Below are 16,392 nucleotides of genomic sequence, written 5' to 3' on the forward strand. Positions count from 1 at the left end.
TGATTTTAGTCATCTAGGTGTTATGATTAATATAGTAAGAAACTGGAGGAAGAAAACATATGAGCAAAAATTTATTAGCAGATCTTGAGAAAAACTTCATCACAAGCGATGAAACTTCTAAAACATTTAAGGTTCCAAGCAAAAAGGAAGATCTAACAATAAAGATTGACAATGATATTTTTGAAAAAGTTTCTAAAGATGACGAAAAATTAGAACGTTTAATCAAAAATTTACTTAAATTCAGTTCAAAGAGTAAGGCTAAAGAATTAATTTCAATTAATAAACGTAACTACCGTATCTTCATGTAACCTACAAAACTAGCCTAGTTGAGACTAACTCTTGAGGCTAGTTTTTTTAATCCTTGTCAATCTAGCATTTTTATCTTAAACTATTACTCAAGGAGTGATTTATATGTTCTTAACAACCGGAGATGTTAACCGTTCTTATGCTATTAAAGGCATCGTTAATGCGACAGCCAAGATTGTACTAGAAGCCGATGAAATTGATCGTGTAGATGATTTTGATACCTTATATGATCGTGTCCAAGCAGAACTAGCAGAACGCGCAATTAATAAAGGTGGCGACGGGATTATTAACGTTCATTTCGAACCACAAACTGTTCGTGTAACGATTGCCCCAAGATTCTTAGTTTTACATGGCTACGGTACTGTTATTGAGTTTTCAAAGTAATTTATTTTGCGCTTGTGGCGGAACTGGCAGACGCGCAGCGTTCAGATCGCTGTTTGGGTTTCCAAGTGCAGGTTCGATTCCTGTCAGGCGCATTGTTATCATTGATATACCATCGTTTAACCAACTTTTATGTGGTTTTTGTGTGGTTAACATCTAATTTACCGTATATATTGATCCAATTCGTATTTATTTACGAGTTGGATTTTTTAATTAATAAAATGAATATGTTTCATATACTATTTAAAAAGGAGAAAAAATACTATGACTTATTTACAATCTTTCGTTGCGACTTTACCAGCCATTTTTGCTGCCTCCGCCGCAATATTTAGTGCTATTTCTTTCTCACAACAGCAATAAAATAAGTAAGCGTCAAGAACAATATGAAAGGCAAAAAAATATTATTCAAATATCATCGCGTATTACGGCATCTGCTAGTTCTTACTCTACTGAAACAGGGATACCTCAGGTAACCATTACAAACTATTCAAATTATGTTATTCATGATGTTATCATCATTCCTACTATGAATGAAAGTTCTGTCGTGTTACCTGATTTTAAGCAGTTTTTTAAAAACCACAATGATTTTGGTACCCCTAGGATTCTCGCCTTAGCAAGTGAACCAATAACGATGAGCTATCCGTTACCTGATATGGGCATGTCTAGGCACTGTGTATATTGTATCGTCTATACAGACCCGTTCGGTAATTATATATATACAGACAGGAAAGACCTACCTCATACAGACCCTGATATTTATACCAAGCTAATAAAATATGGTAGATCAATACCTGATTTAATACACTCTGTTTAACAAAAAAGCAAACTCCTTAATTATTAAAGAGTTTGCTTTTTAAATTATCTAATCAAATAAAAAATTGTAGAAATGTTCTTCTACAATTTTTTCTCACGTTAATTTATTTTTTTAATCTTTTATATATAAATAAATAGCCTAGTTCATAGATGATAAAAGCACTCACAATATAAATCTCATTCAAGCCAGTACTTTTTCTATAAGGTATGGCTACAACCATTACTATTAATATTATTACGTACGTAACAAGAATAAAATAATCTAAATGATGTCGTTCTAACCATTGGCGTGAAGGAAAGAAAACTGTTATTAATATCGCGATAATTGCCCAAAAAATAGGTTGTATTTGCATTAGTTCATCTCCTTACAGGTAAATAAAAACAATCGTATGTGCTGTCCAATAAGCAACTGTATCATTAAAATGTAAATGTTTAACTAATGCTTTTCTCATTCCAGTTTCTATCTTTCCTTCAAAAATATATTAAATAACGTTGATACACATTCATATCTACGCTTTATTTATGTAGTTGTTTAATGTCTAAGTTTTAAGACTAACTTATCGTAGTAATTATACTACATACTCAGTATAGACACTAAACTATTCAGTTTGTTGTCTACCTACTTTAGATAAAAAACAAGGGGATCAGAAATATATCTGAATACCTTGTTTTTTATCATACATTTATTCTTTATCTTTTAATTTTTTTTCTAAATTCAAAACTTTAACAATTGTTATGTTTAGTAATTCTTCCCTAATTTTAGTTATTTCATACGATAATTCAAGCAATTTATTTTTAATATTTAAAAAATATACAAATTGTACGATAAAGATTAAAAATAATACAAATAAAATAATAAATAAATTAGGCTCGCTCATTATTTATCTCCTCTAAATTCTTTTAATCTATCTTTTTCTTTCTCAATCTTTTTATTACCATTATTTATTGACTTTTTTATCCTTACTATAGAAAGAGTAAGATATAAATTCATCATAAACACAAATAATAACACCGTTAGCATTGCTGGAATTGCCATCTATATTATCTCCTATATTCTTTATTCTTGTGGCAATGTATCAACCAAAAGTCCAAAAGCAGCAACTGCTGGAGCTGCTACTAATAATTCTGGTATAGAAGCAACAAACGCTACAGCCATGATAACCGCTGACCAATAACAATCCATGCTCCGACAATTTCCAATCCACTAACTATATCATAAACATAATTATACGAAACTTCGGGATATATGGGACTAACCACTGGTTGCTTATAATAAATTTCAATCGTATCTGATATTTTATTACTTTCATCACCCTCTGTATATGATTCATTATACGTTATCTTCATACCAATTTGCCAAGGTTCTTCTGCCCTTGTTGCAACTCCCATTATTAACATCCCGTTTTGGAGATTACCCGCAATACGATTAACTATTCCCATGGTATCTAAATAATTAATAACACCATATTTAATCTTCATTATATCAGCTATATCATTTTGAAAAGAACTCTCCATTTACCATTGTGAATGGTAAATGGAGAAGATGAATTTCCTGTCTCTACACTCCAACTATCTTTAACTGTAAGCCATGCATCTATCCCTGGAAGAACCGTAGGACCATATGTTTTTCCCATTTCAAATGTTATATCTTTAAAAGAATTTAACATTTGCACTGATTTAATAAATCGATGTGTCACCTTATTTACAGATATATCCTCCGATACATCAAAATTCTTACAGCCTAAATCCTTACCTGATGAAGAGACTTGATCAATATCAACTCCACCATGCGTATATTCAGTAAATTGATCAAAGTCCCAACCCTCAGGCATTGGGAACCCTAAGTTTCCACTCCATCCCGTTGACATATTTGAAACATAGAAATTATTTATTTTGTTTCTTTTAGCGTGTAAACATATGTTTCTCGTTCCATAAATACCATCGCTAGGTAGAATACCAAAATAAGCTGTATAATTTTTATTTAAATTTCGTTGCATTGAACGAATATTTTAATCGCCACCCTCGAGTATCTCTTTTTGATTTGTTTTCATCCTCTATTTATTAATTTTCTTTATAATCAACTCTTTGAAATTAGCAGAACTGATATTAACATATAGGTAACATAAGGTTCTTTTTTTCAAATTAAAATCAATCTTTATGATAAACATTTGTAAATATTGAAATAATTATTAGTAGTATTCCAAATATAATCGTTATAAGTATAGCTTGCAAAAAATCAGAACTAATTCCTAGTGACGAGAACAAAATAGAGTTATTTCCTATCCTGATATTTTTAATACTTTCATAGCGTGCAATAGCTGCGATTTGATAACCAGGCCACAATTTTAAAGTATGCTGCATAAAAGCTGGAAGATCCCCATAAACAATATAAGTTCCTGAAAGAAAACCGGACATAGTACCAACAATTGCTGACAATGATGAAAAACTAGACGTAGTATTTAAAAAATCTGTCACCAATGAAAACAGTAAACTTGAAAATACAATTAGTAAAACATTAAATAGAAATACTACAAAAAATGTTACATTATAAGCATTATAATGATAAGTTAGAGATAGATACGCATAACATATTAATGAGAAAATAAATGTCGACACAATACCTTCCATGACTGACGTCAAAGTATACAATTGATTAATTGTACTACTTTTTATTTGACTGTTAACAATAAAATCATCTAATCTCTTATTCTTTTTATCTTCCAGTTTTTGACCAAATGCGATTAGTGTACTAGTCATTGAGACAATAGAAATCAACCCAGAAATCATCCATGTATCAATAAACTGTTCACTATGATTAATTCCAGCCAAAGAATCGACTAAATTAGAGCGAAGAAAAAATATATAAATTACAAGACTTATAACCATACCTAAAAATGAAAAAAAGATACCAACTTTATCTTTTATGAAAATTAGAATGTTTCTTTGAATAAACTGTTTATTCATCCTTAAATTCCTTCCTCCATATTTTTAAATAAGTCAGTATAGGTTGCCTTTCTTATTTCAAAGTTTTCATTTATCAAATGATTATCTTCAATAAATCTCACTGCTTCTGCAGACGTATTAAAATACCTATCATCTTCAGTTTTATTCAAAATTAATTTAACTTTTGAAATTTTATTCATAAATGTAACCATTTCTCCAAAATATTTAACAGTTCCATTTGATACGAAAATAATTTTATTGGCATTTTCTAATTCGCTTAATAGATGAGTAGTAAATAACACACCACAATTATTCTCTTTTAAATACTCATCAAGATCATTCCAAATTAATTGACGTATATCAACATCAATTCCAGCTGACATTTCATCTAATAGTAAGCAATTCGGCTCTACAGCAATCGCTCTTAAATAATTAACAATACGTTTCTGCCCACCAGATAAGCTAGAATACTTTAAGGACTCATTGATGTTCAAGTTTTTCATTTTTTCCTGAATACTTTTTATTTTTTCTTTATTTTTAATTCTGAAACGTAAGTTTTGAATAACGGTCAAATCATCATCAAGAACATTGTTTTGAAAAACAGTCGCTAATTTAACATTAGTTTTAATTATTTTCCCCGTTGATGGCATTAATAACTCCATCATAATATTCAGAATGGTTGTTTTTCCTGATCCATTTAAACCAACGAGAGCAATTTTATCTCCTTGATTGAGATAAAAAGAAACGTCTTTTAGAATACTTCCTCTTGATACATTATCTACTACTAACTTCATTTGACCACCTCATAAAAGTGACTATTTTTCATTCTATCCACGAACAAATTGAATATAATCTGATACATAGTAAACTAAAAACAAACTTTGAACCAGAATTATTATAACACCATGTTAATCGCTTACATAATATTTTGAAGTTTTAATTCAAATATTGTGACGAAGACTGAAAATACGCTTCTACTGATACCATACTGTTTACTAACTTACGTCTTCAATTTAGTTCCCATTAACTATGTTTAAACGGTTTAAATTTTGTATTAAAGTGGAAATTTAATCATAAAAATACCCCTAACGTTTTTCAACATTAGGGGTATAGGTTACATTATTTTTTACAAATGATTACATATTAACGATACTTTAAAGATGATAAATCTTTTAAAAAAAGCCATCCTAAATGTATATTAGTATCATACAAGTATATAAAATTAATTATTTACTTGATCAATTCGTATATTCCTTCAGCATATATGGCAGCAGCTTTCAGCACGTCATCTAAAGGAATAAATTCATTGGCCTGATGCATTGTATCAGGTACACCTGGGAACATTGCACCAAAAGCAACACCACGTTTTAGGAGACGACCATACGTCCCACCACCAACGACTAAACCTTCAGCTTTTTCGCCAGTTTGTTTCGTATAAACACCTAATAATGTTTTAACCAAAGGATCTTCTGGTGAAACGTAATGAGGTCCTTGTAACCTACCTGCTTCAATTACAACATTCATTTCATTTGTTACATTTTCAAGACCACGTTTAATATCTACTTCCGTCATACCTTTAGGGAAGCGGAAATTCAAGGCAATTTGTCCACCTTTATCAGCTTTAAATGTGAAAATTCCAGAATTCATCGTTAAATCGCCCATGATATCATCAGTGAAGGCAATACTAAAGTTGTTCATACGTGAATCTCTGTGTAAGTAATCAGCAGCCAAACGAAGATAGTTAGCAGCATCCCCACCAAAATTAAATTGGTTCAAGAATAATGCCAAGAAAGTTCCGGCATTTTCTCCATTTTTAGGTTCTTGTGCATGGGCTGCTTTTCCTACCATCGAGATAGTCACAATATCATTATTGCGTTCCATTTTACCTGTAACAATATTAGCAGCAATAAAATCGTTAAATACTTCTTCCATCTCAGCGCCGTCTTCTGTTTTAATAACAGCTTTAGCATCGCGAGGAACCATATTTTCACGGAGGCCAGCATCAAATTCAAGCAATTGATCCTTATCTCCATTTGATCCTTTAAAGTTTAAGAAGTAAGTAATATTTCCCTTTTCACCATTAATGATTGGGAAAAATGCATCTGGTGAAAATCCAAAATCAGGTTCAGGCATATTTTCAAGGTAATGAGTCATTCCTCTCCAACCACTTTCTTCATCCGTTCCAATAATAAATCGAACTTTTTTAGAAACTGGTAATCCTAATTCTTGAATGATTTTTAAACCATAATATGCAGCCATTCCTGGTCCTTTATCATCTGAGGCACCGCGAGCATAAATTCGACCATCTTTCACGACTGGTGTGAATGGATCAGTATCCCAACCGTTACCAGCAGGCATAACGTCAACGTGAGCTAAAATACCTAACGTTTCATCCCCCTCACCAAATTCGATATGTCCGGCTAAACCATCAAGGTTTAATGTTTCAAAACCATCACGCGTTCCAATTTCTAAGAATTTATCTAACCCAGCTTTAGGTCCTGGACCTAAAGGTGCTTCAGTTGTTGCAATTGATTCATCACGAACACTTTCAATTTTTAACATTGCAAATAAATCTTCTAATAAGGCGTCTTGACGCTTTTCAACTTCTGCTTTCCAATCTATACTCATTTGAATTCCTCCTAAAATATTAGTAAGCCCATTTTATCACAAAATTTTAATAATCGGTATTTAAAAGCGTATTCAGTTAGATATATTGATAGACCTTACTACTCAATAAAGGAACATCAAAAACAAATAAAATAATAAAAAATTGCTGGCTAGTTACGCCAACAATTTTCTATTTGATTGATTCAATTTCTTCATCTGTTAAAGCACGATAGCGGCCTAACGATAGCGTTGGTTCTAACTCTAAAGTAGCCATTTTTTTACGTTCAAGTCTGATAACTTTCATACCGATAGCTCCAAACATTCGTTTGATTTGATGATACTTACCTTCAGTAATCGTAATTAAAACTTCTGAGATATTTGAATCACTATTATAAGATTCAACAATTAATTTTGCAGGTTTAGTTTGCATCCCATCTTTTAATAGCAATCCGGTTTCAAATTTAATCACATCGTCAGTAGTCACTTGCCCATCAACTTTAGCAAAGTACACTTTATCGATATGATGTTTTGGTGACAACATCTGATGACCTAATTGTCCATCATTTGTAATAAGCAATAGTCCAGTTGTATCCTTATCCAACCGTCCAACTGGAAATAAATCATCCCGATAATCGACGCTATTGAACAAATCCATCACTGTCTTTTGTTTCCTATCTTTAGTTGCCGTTAACACACCTGCTGGTTTATTTAAAAGATAATAATAATATTTTTGATAGTGAATTACATCACCATCTACCTGAATAACCGATTTTGATGGACTAACCTGAAGTTTAATGCTAGTGATTAACTCGCCATCAACAATCACTTTCTTCTGTTTAATAATTTTTCGAACATCACTTCTTGTACCAAATTGCGTTTCCGTCAAAAATTTATCAATTCTCATTTTAAATTAAACCTCACTTAATTCTCAATCTACGGCGTAATCCAGCAACCCGTTCGCCCAATATTTTGTCGGCTAATCTTGTTTTTAAACTGAAGTAAATATATATGTAGCCACCTAATCCAGCGGCAGCAATAATTGTGATAATTGCACTAATTCGGCTGTCTATTGGTAAAAATAGATAAGCAATTTTTACTACTATAAATGCGGTAAAAAATGTTATTAGTGCATAAAGCATCATTTTATTTAATCTTGTTTGTATTAATTTTACATTTAAATGGAACATTTTGTGTAATGAGCGAATCATTAGCCATGAACTTACGCCCATCCCGATCCCTGTAGCTGCTAATGGCCCAAAGGCACCTAACCAAGCTACTAATGGATATTGAACAATTAATTTAACTACCACTCCAACGACAAAATATATAATTGCTTTTTTATTTTGATAAACACCTTGTAAAATAGCAGAAACAACTGTGAATAATCCTAAGAAGATTGATTCATACGCTGAAAATTGTAAAACATAGATTCCAACTGGATCATACCCATAGAAAACAACATATAGTGGGTGAGCAACAGCTGCCATCCCTAAGGCACAAGGTAACATTACGAAAAAGAACAATTGTAAGGTGTCAGAAGTTTGTTCACTCAAAGCCTTTTTATCATTTCTTGTATATGCCTCAGATAATAACGGAATAGCTGTAATAGACATGGCAGACGCAATAGAAATAATAATCATAACTAATTTATTAGCATTAAAACTAAATAATGCCCACAGTTCATTTTGAATCGTTCGTGAGTAGTTTGTAACATGGCTCATAATACCAAAGAAGGTATACTGATCAATCAATCCAAAAATCGTAATGGCAGCGCCAATAATAATAAAAGGAATAGATTCCCTGATAACTTCTTTAATAATTTGTTTGGTAGAAATTGTTAACTTATTATCACTATTGGCAACTAATCGATCCAATTCTGGTTTTCGACGATAAAAATACCATACTAAAACTAGCATTCCGCCTAAGGCCCCAATAAAAGCCGCAAAAGTTGACTGCGTTACACCTGTAATATAACTACCATGACTAATTTTCATGATGATAAAAGTTGCGGCAAGCATATAAATAACTCGAGCAATTTGTTCAAAGAACTGTGAAATTGCTGACGGAGCCATTTCCTGATAGCCTTGAAAAAAGCCTCGTATTAAACTCATCATAGGAATAATCAATAATGCCCAAGATAAGGATCTAAAGACTGGAATCACATTCTTATCACCACTTGTAATGTATGGTGCGATAATCCATAATATTACTGCACAGACTACACCCATAATCGCCATTAAAGCCATCCCATATTTAAATAGGCGTCTTCCAATACCATATTCATTTTGTGCATTGTAATGCGCAACCTGCTTAGCTACGGCTGAAGGAACACCAGCAACAGCAATCATTAAGAAGAAACTGTAAACGTTATAACCCATACTATAAAGTGCATTAGCTTGTAATCTATCTGGTCCCAACCACATATTCCATGGAATAATATAAATTGCCCCTAAAACTCTTGAAAAAATACTACCAGCAGTCATCCAAGCTGATCCTTGCAACATCTTTTGTTTAGCGTCATTTTGTTCAGAAGCTGCTTGGCCCTCTACTTCGATATCTTCATCCATTACTTTTGTACCCTACTTTCTGATCATACTTAATCTTACCATTTTATAGCTTTTAAAATTCAGTTGCAATTTATTTTTTGAATTTTAACCAAAAATAAATAGGAACCACAAAATATCGATAATTTTGTAGTCCCCGTTTACTTAAATTAAAGCTTTAATTTGCGACAATATTAACTAACTTACCAGGGACAGCAATTACTTTTCGAATTGTTTTACCTTCAAGTTCTTCTTTAATTTTGTCATCATTTAAAGCCATTTTTTCTAATTCATCTTTAGTTGCATCTTTTGAAACCACGCTATGTTGACGCACTTTACCATTTACTTGTAAGACAATTTCAACTGTATTTTCAACAAGTTTACTTTCATCAAATATTGGCCATGCAGCATAACTAATTGATTCCTTATTTCCTAACAACGACCAAACTTCTTCAGCCATGTGTGGCGCTATTGGTGCAATCAATTGAATAAATCCTTCAACTTGTTCTTTAGCTAACGATTTAACTTTAAAAGCTTCATTAACAAAAATCATCAATTGTGAAATAGCTGTATTAAAATGAAGTGCTTCGTAATCTTCAGTTACTTTTTTTACTGTTTGATTATAAATCTTATCAAGTTCACCATCATTTTTATCAACAATAGCTGCGCTAATTTGATTATCTTCATCCATAATTAAACGCCAAATACGTTCAATAAATTTATGCGAACCATTTAACCCATCTTCGCTCCAAGCAATTGAGGCATCTAATGGACCCATAAACATTTCATAAAGGCGCAAAGTATCCGCACCAAAACGTTCAACGATATCATCTGGATTAACCACGTTACCTTTAGACTTAGACATTTTTTCATGATTATCGCCCAAAATCATCCCTTGATTAACTAACTTTTGGAACGGCTCTTTAGTAGGTACAACGCCAATATCGTACAAGAATTTATGCCAGAACCTTGCGTATAGCAAATGTAACACAGCATGTTCTGCACCCCCAACATAAACGTCAACAGGTAACCATTCTTCTAACTTTTTATGGTCAGCAATTTCATTAGGGTTATGTGGATCAATAAAACGAACAAAGTACCATGAACTACCAGCCCATTGTGGCATCGTATTCGTTTCACGTTTACCTTTACGCCCATTTTCGTCGACAACATTAATCCAGTCAGTTAAGTTGGCTAATGGACTCTCACCTGTTCCAGAGGGTTTAATATCCGTTGCTTCAGGTAATTCAAGTGGTAACTGATCTACAGGGACTGTTGTTGTTTCGCCATCTTCCCAGTGAATAATAGGAATTGGTTCACCCCAATATCGTTGTCTTGAAAATAACCAATCACGTAATTTATAATTTGTTTTCTTTTCACCAATGTTATTATCTTCCATCCAAGCAATAGCTTTTTCGATAGCATCAGCTTTCACTAAGCCATTTAAAAAACCAGAATTAATATATTTACCAGGTTCAGTATTTGCTTCATCAGTTATTTCAGGTCCTTCTATAACGGGTAAAATATCCAATCCATATTTAGTTGCAAATTCGAAATCTCTTTCATCATGTGCAGGTACTGCCATAACAGCACCAGTTCCATACGATGCTAGAACATAATCAGCAATCCAAATTGGTAATTTTTTACCATTTACAGGATTTATTGCGTAAGAACCAGTAAATACCCCAGTTTTATCTTTAGCTAAATCAGTTCTCTCTAAATCTGACTTAACTTCTATTTCTTTTTGATAAGCCTTAACAGCATCCTTTTGAGAATCAATAGTAATTTTATCAATTATATCTAATTCTGGTGCGACAATAATATAAGAAACACCATAAATAGTTTCAGGACGTGTCGTAAAGACATCAATTTTTATATCATCATGTTGATCGACTTTAAAGTTAACGCTAGCACCAGTTGATTTTCCAATCCAATTTCTTTGTTGCTCTTTGATGCTATCTGGCCAATCTAAATCGTCTAAATCTGAAAGTAAGCGATCAGCATAAGCAGTAATTTTTAAGACCCATTGGCGCATTGGTTTTCTGACAATTGGGTACCCGCCACGTTCTGTTTTACCATCAATAACTTCTTCATTAGCAACAACAGTTCCTAAATCAGGACTCCAGTTAACGGCAACTTCATCTTCATACGCTAAACCTTTTTCATATAATTTTTCAAAAATCCATTGTGTCCATTTATAATAATCAGGATCAGTCGTATTTAACTCACGACTCCAATCATATGAAAGTCCCAAGGATTTAATTTGACGCCTAAAATTATCAGTATTCGTTTTAGTAAATGCTTTAGGGCTATGTCCAGTATCAAGTGCATACTGTTCAGCTGGAAGACCAAAGGCATCCCATCCCATTGGATGTAAGACATTAAATCCTTGCATTCTCTTCATTCGAGCCAAAATATCTGTAGCCGTGAAACCTTCTGGATGTCCAACATGAAGTCCTTGCCCGGATGGATACGGAAACATATCTAATGCATAATAATTTTTCTTTTCAGGATCTTCAGTCGTTTTAAATGTCTGATTTGCATCCCAAAATGCTTGCCATTTTTGTTCGATTTCTTTATGGTTATATGCCATGTGTATTACTTCCTTTCTGATTATATATACAAAAAAGTCCTATAGAAGATAAACTTCTATAGGACGAATTTTCCGCGGTACCACCTATTATTCCAGTATAAAATACTGACTCTTTTTCATAACGTGAAATAACGTTCGCACCTACTACCGTTCAGTGAGAAAACTCAAGGATGAGTTCAAATAACCAACTATGTATATTTCCACTCCCATATACTCGCTGAAATAGTTAGTTACTTTACTAGTTCCTCTTAATCGTTTTATATTATTTTTAGTGTAGCAAACGAACCCTGTTATTGCAAATAATCTTTAGTCTTTTTATCGAATAAATTAATAATAATTGCAAGAATTACAATAAAAATACCTGCTATATATATCCCATGAAGACCTTGATACAAAACTTCACGTAATTTTGGTATTAAATGTTGCGGTAGTTGGTTAGCCGTTTGCGGATTAATTAAAATATCCATCATGCTGTCCTTTGTTCCAGGTGTTTTTACTATTTCCTTATGCATTTGTGTATTAAATATGATCCCAAAGACTGAAATCATTAATGTTTGTCCTAATGTACGACTTAAAGTATTAAATGATGTAGCCACACCTACGTCAGCCTGTGGTACTAAACTCTGTGCAGTAACTGTCGTAGTTGTAATGGTAATCCCAAATCCAATCCCTAGTACAGCCGAAATGATAAAGAAAAGATAAAAAGGTGTATTTATAGGCAAAGTACCTAGTGCAATGGCACCCACTAAAATAAAAAATAGACTAATCGATAAAACTTTTTTTGGTGTCCAAGCTGCCATCATACTTCCAGCAAAAAAGGAACCAGCTATCCATAAGATGGAACTGGGTGTTACTGCAAATCCTGCCATTGATGCTTTTAATCCTAATATTCCTTGAGTCCATGTTGGTATATAAACTTCAAATCCAATTAAAAATCCAGATATTAATGCTGCTACTACATTTTGAATCACAAATGTTCTATTATTAAAAAGTTTCAATGAAATAATTGGATCTTCAACTCTTTTTTCCCATTGAATAAATAATAAAAGCGACATAATAAATATAAAGAAAGAAATTAAAACAATCAGGTCTATACCATCATCGCCCCAACGTTGAAAACTATATAAAATAGATAAAATACTAAGCATTAATAATATACTGCCTAAAAAATCTATTTTTGAACTCATAATTCTTCGCTTTTCTTTGAAAAAAATTTGTATCATTGCTATCGTCACTAACCCAATAGGTAAATTAATGAAAAATACCCAGTGCCAATTAAGATGATCAACAATGAAACCACCTAACAATGGTGCAACTATTGACGCTATACCCCAAGCAGATCCGTTTAATCCCATTATTTTAGCACGTTTGTCCACAGAATAAATATCAGCAATTATAGTAAATGACACTGGCATTATAGCACCCGCCCCGATACCTTGAATAGCCCGCGAAATAATTAATGTGGCCATACTATTAGAAAATCCACAGAGAGTTGAACCAACCAAAAATATGACAAGACCAAAAATAAATACTGGTTTACGTCCTAAAACATCTGCGAGCTTACCGTATATTGGTGTCATCATGGCATTAGTTAATAAATATATTGAAAAAACCCAATTCATTAATGAAACACCATGAAGTTCACCAACAATAGTTGGCATAGCTGTTGAAACAATTGTTCCTTCAACGGCTGTTAAAAATGTTGCTACAAATATAGCAATTGTAACTAATTTTACATTTGTTTTTGAATTCATAAAGTACCTCCTAAATAAAAAATGACTCTATTAAAATGATATTTAATAAAGTCATTTTTTATTTTAATTTAATTCGTTAAGTAAACTTTTAATCTTATCTGTTTTTTCCCAAGGTAAGTCAATATCTGTACGACCAAAATGACCATATGCTGCTGTCTGTTTATATATTGGGCGACGTAAGTCTAACATTTCAATAATTCCTGCAGGCCGTAAATCAAAAATTTTACGAACAGCTTGAACTAAATCCAATTCGTCATATTTAGATGTACCAAATGTATTAATATTAATTGATACAGGTTGAGCAACCCCAATTGCATACGCAAGTTGAACCTCAACCTGTGATGCAATTTTAGCTGCAACTATATTTTTTGCAATATAGCGAGCAGCATAACTAGCTGAACGATCAACTTTTGTTGCATCTTTACCGGAGAAAGCACCTCCACCATGATGTGCATATCCACCATATGTATCAACAATTATTTTTCTTCCAGTAAGTCCAGCATCACCCTTTGGACCACCGATAACAAATCGTCCGGTTGGATTAATATAATACTTTGTATCTGAATCCAACAAATCAGGGTCAATAATAACTTTAATTACTTTTTCAATCATATCATCTTGAATTTGTTTCAATTCCGTTTTTTCATCATGTTGTGTAGAAATAACAACAGTGTCAATTCTAAATGGTTGACCTTTATCATTATATTCAACAGTTACCTGTGCCTTAGCATCAGGTCTTAAGTATTCTAATTCCTTATTTTTTCGTAAACTTGCAACACGTTGCATTAATTTGTGACTAATTGAAATCGGTAATGGCATGAGTTCCGGTGTTTCGTCTACCGCATATCCGAACATTAATCCTTGATCACCTGCACCAATCTGATCTAAAGGATCTAAATCACCGTTTTTAGTTTCTAAAGATGTATCAACACCTAATGCAATATCAGGAGATTGTTCATCTATAGCAACCATAACAGCACAATTATCACCATCAAAACCAACTTGTGAATTAATATATCCAATTTCCTTAATAGTTCGTCTTACTACCTGCTGAATATCAACGTAGGCATTTGTTGATATTTCACCAACTACAAGAACTAAACCAGTTGTTACAGTTGTTTCGCAAGCAACCCTAGCATTAGGATCCTTTTCTAAAAGTGCATCTAATATTGCATCACTTATTTGATCTGCAACCTTATCCGGATGACCCTCTGATACCGATTCTGACGTGAATAGATGTTTTTCAGTCATTTTTATCTCCTTAAAGTAAATAAAATTAAAAAAAGAACCTCAACTATAAAAGTTTAGGTTCCAATAATACCTGTGACGGTCCTAACCGGATTTGAACCGGTGATCTTCCGCGTGACAGGCGGACGTAATAACCCCTATACCATAGGACCAATTGCGGGAGCAGGATTTGAACCTACGACCTTCGGGTTATGAGCCCGACGAGCTACCAGACTGCTCCATCCCGCGATAATATTAAACTGACCCGTACGGGATTTGAACCCATGTTACCGCCGTGAAAGGGCGGTGTCTTAACCACTTGACCAACGGGTCATAACACGAAAAACGGAGAAGGAGGGATTCGAACCCTCGCGCCATTTTCACGACCTACACCCTTAGCAGGGGCGCCTCTTCAGCCACTTGAGTACTTCTCCATAAATTATTGATGGGCCTAAATGGACTCGAACCATCGACCTCACGCTTATCAGGCGTGCGCTCTAAACCAGCTGAGCTATAGGCCCAAAATCATAAAAGCGGGTGACGAGAATCGAACTCGCGACAACAGCTTGGAAGGCTGTGGTTTTACCACTAAACTACACCCGCAAAATATTATAAATAAATGGCGCAGGACAGAATCGAACTGCCGACACATGGAGCTTCAATCCATTGCTCTACCAACTGAGCTACTGAGCCATTAAACGGTCCTAACCGGATTTGAACCGGTGATCTTCCGCGTGACAGGCGGACGTAATAACCCCTATACCATAGGACCTTCGATGGAGGTTACAGGGCTTGAACCTGTGACCCTCTGCTTGTAAGGCAGACGCTCTCCCAACTGAGCTAAACCTCCAACATACACTATTTACTTTATATGACCCGTACGGGATTTGAACCCATGTTACCGCCGTGAAAGGGCGGTGTCTTAACCACTTGACCAACGGGTCAATTTGCAACGGAGAATAAGGGATTCGAACCCTTGAAACAGGAAACCCGTTTACATGATTTCCAATCATGCTCCTTAGACCAACTCAGACAATTCTCCACATTACAAAATAAAAACTCCGGCAGTAGGACTCGAACCTGCGACATCTTGATTAACAGTCAAGCGCTCTACCAACTGAGCTATGCCGGAATAAAATAATAAAAAAAGCATGGCAACGTCCTACCCTCGCAGGGGGCGACCCCCAACTACTCTTGGCGCTAAGAAGCTTAACTTCTGTGTTCG

Annotated in this window: 15 protein-coding genes, 13 tRNA genes, 1 rRNA gene and 1 other annotated feature; of the genes, 3 read left to right on the forward strand and 26 right to left on the reverse strand. The window is 33.7% G+C overall.

The window, feature by feature from the left end; genetic code table 11:
* The first annotated feature begins 59 nt into the window (after positions 1 to 59).
* The 3 genes from AC1RPW_RS03540 to AC1RPW_RS03550 all read left to right on the forward strand — a co-directional run bounded on the left by AC1RPW_RS03540 (position 60) and on the right by AC1RPW_RS03550 (position 782).
* A complete protein-coding gene (locus tag AC1RPW_RS03540; RefSeq protein WP_057973335.1) occupies positions 60 to 308 on the forward strand; it encodes a hypothetical protein in 249 nt (82 codons plus the stop codon).
* Between the two features lie 103 nt (positions 309 to 411).
* Entirely contained in the window at positions 412 to 690 is a 279-nt protein-coding gene (locus AC1RPW_RS03545; protein WP_409022736.1) for a hypothetical protein, read from the forward strand.
* An 8-nt stretch (positions 691 to 698) separates the two neighbouring features.
* A tRNA-Leu gene (locus AC1RPW_RS03550) sits at positions 699 to 782 on the forward strand.
* An 822-nt stretch (positions 783 to 1,604) separates the two neighbouring features.
* Here AC1RPW_RS03550 and AC1RPW_RS03555 read toward each other — a convergent pair.
* The 26 genes from AC1RPW_RS03555 to rrf form a co-directional block, all read right to left on the reverse strand.
* Positions 1,605 to 1,853 carry a hypothetical protein gene (locus AC1RPW_RS03555; RefSeq protein WP_481761163.1) on the reverse strand — a complete coding sequence of 83 codons (249 nt, stop codon included), beginning with the start codon at positions 1,851 to 1,853 and terminating at the stop codon, positions 1,605 to 1,607.
* A gap of 330 nt (positions 1,854 to 2,183) precedes the next feature.
* Positions 2,184 to 2,378 carry a hypothetical protein gene (locus AC1RPW_RS03560; protein WP_481761162.1) on the reverse strand — a complete coding sequence of 65 codons (195 nt, stop codon included), beginning with the start codon at positions 2,376 to 2,378 and terminating at the stop codon, positions 2,184 to 2,186.
* Positions 2,378 to 2,536, reverse strand: coding sequence for a hypothetical protein (locus AC1RPW_RS03565; protein ID WP_481761161.1), 159 nt, complete (start codon positions 2,534 to 2,536; stop codon positions 2,378 to 2,380). Before AC1RPW_RS03565 ends, AC1RPW_RS03560 begins: the two co-directional genes overlap by 1 nt.
* Positions 2,537 to 2,646: 110 nt before the next feature.
* Entirely contained in the window at positions 2,647 to 2,979 is a 333-nt protein-coding gene (locus AC1RPW_RS03570; protein WP_481762171.1) for a hypothetical protein, read from the reverse strand.
* Between the two features lie 8 nt (positions 2,980 to 2,987).
* On the reverse strand, positions 2,988 to 3,497 hold the full coding sequence (locus AC1RPW_RS03575; protein WP_481761159.1) for a hypothetical protein: 510 nt from the start codon (positions 3,495 to 3,497) through the stop codon (positions 2,988 to 2,990).
* A gap of 151 nt (positions 3,498 to 3,648) precedes the next feature.
* Positions 3,649 to 4,329, reverse strand: coding sequence for a hypothetical protein (locus tag AC1RPW_RS03580; protein ID WP_481761158.1), 681 nt, complete (start codon positions 4,327 to 4,329; stop codon positions 3,649 to 3,651).
* A gap of 137 nt (positions 4,330 to 4,466) precedes the next feature.
* Positions 4,467 to 5,237, reverse strand: a complete 771-nt coding sequence (locus AC1RPW_RS03585) for an ATP-binding cassette domain-containing protein (RefSeq protein ID WP_481761157.1) — start codon at positions 5,235 to 5,237, stop codon at positions 4,467 to 4,469.
* A 436-nt stretch (positions 5,238 to 5,673) separates the two neighbouring features.
* A complete protein-coding gene (gene pepV, locus AC1RPW_RS03590; protein WP_481761156.1) occupies positions 5,674 to 7,071 on the reverse strand; it encodes a dipeptidase PepV in 1,398 nt (465 codons plus the stop codon).
* 169 nt (positions 7,072 to 7,240) lie between these two features.
* Positions 7,241 to 7,954 carry a pseudouridine synthase gene (locus tag AC1RPW_RS03595; RefSeq protein ID WP_481761155.1) on the reverse strand — a complete coding sequence of 238 codons (714 nt, stop codon included), beginning with the start codon at positions 7,952 to 7,954 and terminating at the stop codon, positions 7,241 to 7,243.
* Positions 7,955 to 7,967: 13 nt separating this feature from the next.
* Entirely contained in the window at positions 7,968 to 9,617 is a 1,650-nt protein-coding gene (locus AC1RPW_RS03600; RefSeq protein WP_481761154.1) for a putative polysaccharide biosynthesis protein, read from the reverse strand.
* 154 nt (positions 9,618 to 9,771) lie between these two features.
* Entirely contained in the window at positions 9,772 to 12,186 is a 2,415-nt protein-coding gene (gene leuS / locus AC1RPW_RS03605; protein ID WP_481761153.1) for a leucine--tRNA ligase, read from the reverse strand.
* Positions 12,187 to 12,242: 56 nt separating this feature from the next.
* Positions 12,243 to 12,448 (reverse strand) — a binding site (T-box leader).
* Between the two features lie 28 nt (positions 12,449 to 12,476).
* Entirely contained in the window at positions 12,477 to 13,940 is a 1,464-nt protein-coding gene (locus AC1RPW_RS03610; RefSeq protein WP_481761152.1) for an MDR family MFS transporter, read from the reverse strand.
* Positions 13,941 to 14,003: 63 nt separating this feature from the next.
* Complete coding sequence (gene metK / locus AC1RPW_RS03615) at positions 14,004 to 15,191, reverse strand: methionine adenosyltransferase (RefSeq protein ID WP_481761151.1); 1,188 nt, start codon at positions 15,189 to 15,191, stop codon at positions 14,004 to 14,006.
* 76 nt (positions 15,192 to 15,267) lie between these two features.
* A tRNA-Asp gene (locus AC1RPW_RS03620) sits at positions 15,268 to 15,340 on the reverse strand.
* Positions 15,341 to 15,342: 2 nt separating this feature from the next.
* Positions 15,343 to 15,416, reverse strand: a tRNA-Met gene (locus AC1RPW_RS03625).
* A gap of 12 nt (positions 15,417 to 15,428) precedes the next feature.
* Positions 15,429 to 15,500: transfer RNA gene (locus AC1RPW_RS03630), tRNA-Glu, on the reverse strand.
* 13 nt (positions 15,501 to 15,513) lie between these two features.
* Positions 15,514 to 15,601: transfer RNA gene (locus tag AC1RPW_RS03635), tRNA-Ser, on the reverse strand.
* Positions 15,602 to 15,613: 12 nt separating this feature from the next.
* Positions 15,614 to 15,688, reverse strand: a tRNA-Ile gene (locus AC1RPW_RS03640).
* A gap of 11 nt (positions 15,689 to 15,699) precedes the next feature.
* Positions 15,700 to 15,770 (reverse strand) — tRNA-Gly (locus AC1RPW_RS03645).
* A 17-nt stretch (positions 15,771 to 15,787) separates the two neighbouring features.
* A tRNA-Phe gene (locus AC1RPW_RS03650) sits at positions 15,788 to 15,860 on the reverse strand.
* A 6-nt stretch (positions 15,861 to 15,866) separates the two neighbouring features.
* A tRNA-Asp gene (locus tag AC1RPW_RS03655) sits at positions 15,867 to 15,939 on the reverse strand.
* Positions 15,940 to 15,944: 5 nt separating this feature from the next.
* Positions 15,945 to 16,017, reverse strand: a tRNA-Val gene (locus tag AC1RPW_RS03660).
* A gap of 22 nt (positions 16,018 to 16,039) precedes the next feature.
* Positions 16,040 to 16,111: transfer RNA gene (locus AC1RPW_RS03665), tRNA-Glu, on the reverse strand.
* A gap of 9 nt (positions 16,112 to 16,120) precedes the next feature.
* A tRNA-Ser gene (locus AC1RPW_RS03670) sits at positions 16,121 to 16,209 on the reverse strand.
* A gap of 17 nt (positions 16,210 to 16,226) precedes the next feature.
* A tRNA-Asn gene (locus AC1RPW_RS03675) sits at positions 16,227 to 16,299 on the reverse strand.
* Positions 16,300 to 16,316: 17 nt separating this feature from the next.
* Positions 16,317 to 16,392, reverse strand: a 5S ribosomal RNA gene (rrf, locus tag AC1RPW_RS03680); the annotation flags it as partial.

It is taken from the genome of Dellaglioa sp. CoH-55-MRSF-8 (assembly GCF_056782195.1).

Excerpts from the sequence above, each read along its gene's own strand:
- AC1RPW_RS03555 (WP_481761163.1), bottom strand. The coding sequence starts at position 1,853 with ATGCAAATACAACCTATTTTTTGGGCAATTATCGCGATATTAATAACA.
- AC1RPW_RS03600 (WP_481761154.1), bottom strand. The coding sequence starts at position 9,617 with ATGGATGAAGATATCGAAGTAGAGGGCCAAGCAGCTTCTGAACAAAAT.
- AC1RPW_RS03595 (WP_481761155.1), bottom strand. The coding sequence starts at position 7,954 with ATGAGAATTGATAAATTTTTGACGGAAACGCAATTTGGTACAAGAAGT.
- AC1RPW_RS03540 (WP_057973335.1), top strand. The coding sequence starts at position 60 with ATGAGCAAAAATTTATTAGCAGATCTTGAGAAAAACTTCATCACAAGC.
- AC1RPW_RS03575 (WP_481761159.1), bottom strand. The coding sequence starts at position 3,497 with ATGCAACGAAATTTAAATAAAAATTATACAGCTTATTTTGGTATTCTA.
- metK (WP_481761151.1), bottom strand. The coding sequence starts at position 15,191 with ATGACTGAAAAACATCTATTCACGTCAGAATCGGTATCAGAGGGTCAT.
- AC1RPW_RS03560 (WP_481761162.1), bottom strand. The coding sequence starts at position 2,378 with ATGAGCGAGCCTAATTTATTTATTATTTTATTTGTATTATTTTTAATC.
- leuS (WP_481761153.1), bottom strand. The coding sequence starts at position 12,186 with ATGGCATATAACCATAAAGAAATCGAACAAAAATGGCAAGCATTTTGG.
- pepV (WP_481761156.1), bottom strand. The coding sequence starts at position 7,071 with ATGAGTATAGATTGGAAAGCAGAAGTTGAAAAGCGTCAAGACGCCTTA.
- AC1RPW_RS03545 (WP_409022736.1), top strand. The coding sequence starts at position 412 with ATGTTCTTAACAACCGGAGATGTTAACCGTTCTTATGCTATTAAAGGC.
- AC1RPW_RS03585 (WP_481761157.1), bottom strand. The coding sequence starts at position 5,237 with ATGAAGTTAGTAGTAGATAATGTATCAAGAGGAAGTATTCTAAAAGAC.
- AC1RPW_RS03565 (WP_481761161.1), bottom strand. The coding sequence starts at position 2,536 with ATGGCAATTCCAGCAATGCTAACGGTGTTATTATTTGTGTTTATGATG.
- AC1RPW_RS03570 (WP_481762171.1), bottom strand. The coding sequence starts at position 2,979 with ATGAAGATTAAATATGGTGTTATTAATTATTTAGATACCATGGGAATA.
- AC1RPW_RS03610 (WP_481761152.1), bottom strand. The coding sequence starts at position 13,940 with ATGAATTCAAAAACAAATGTAAAATTAGTTACAATTGCTATATTTGTA.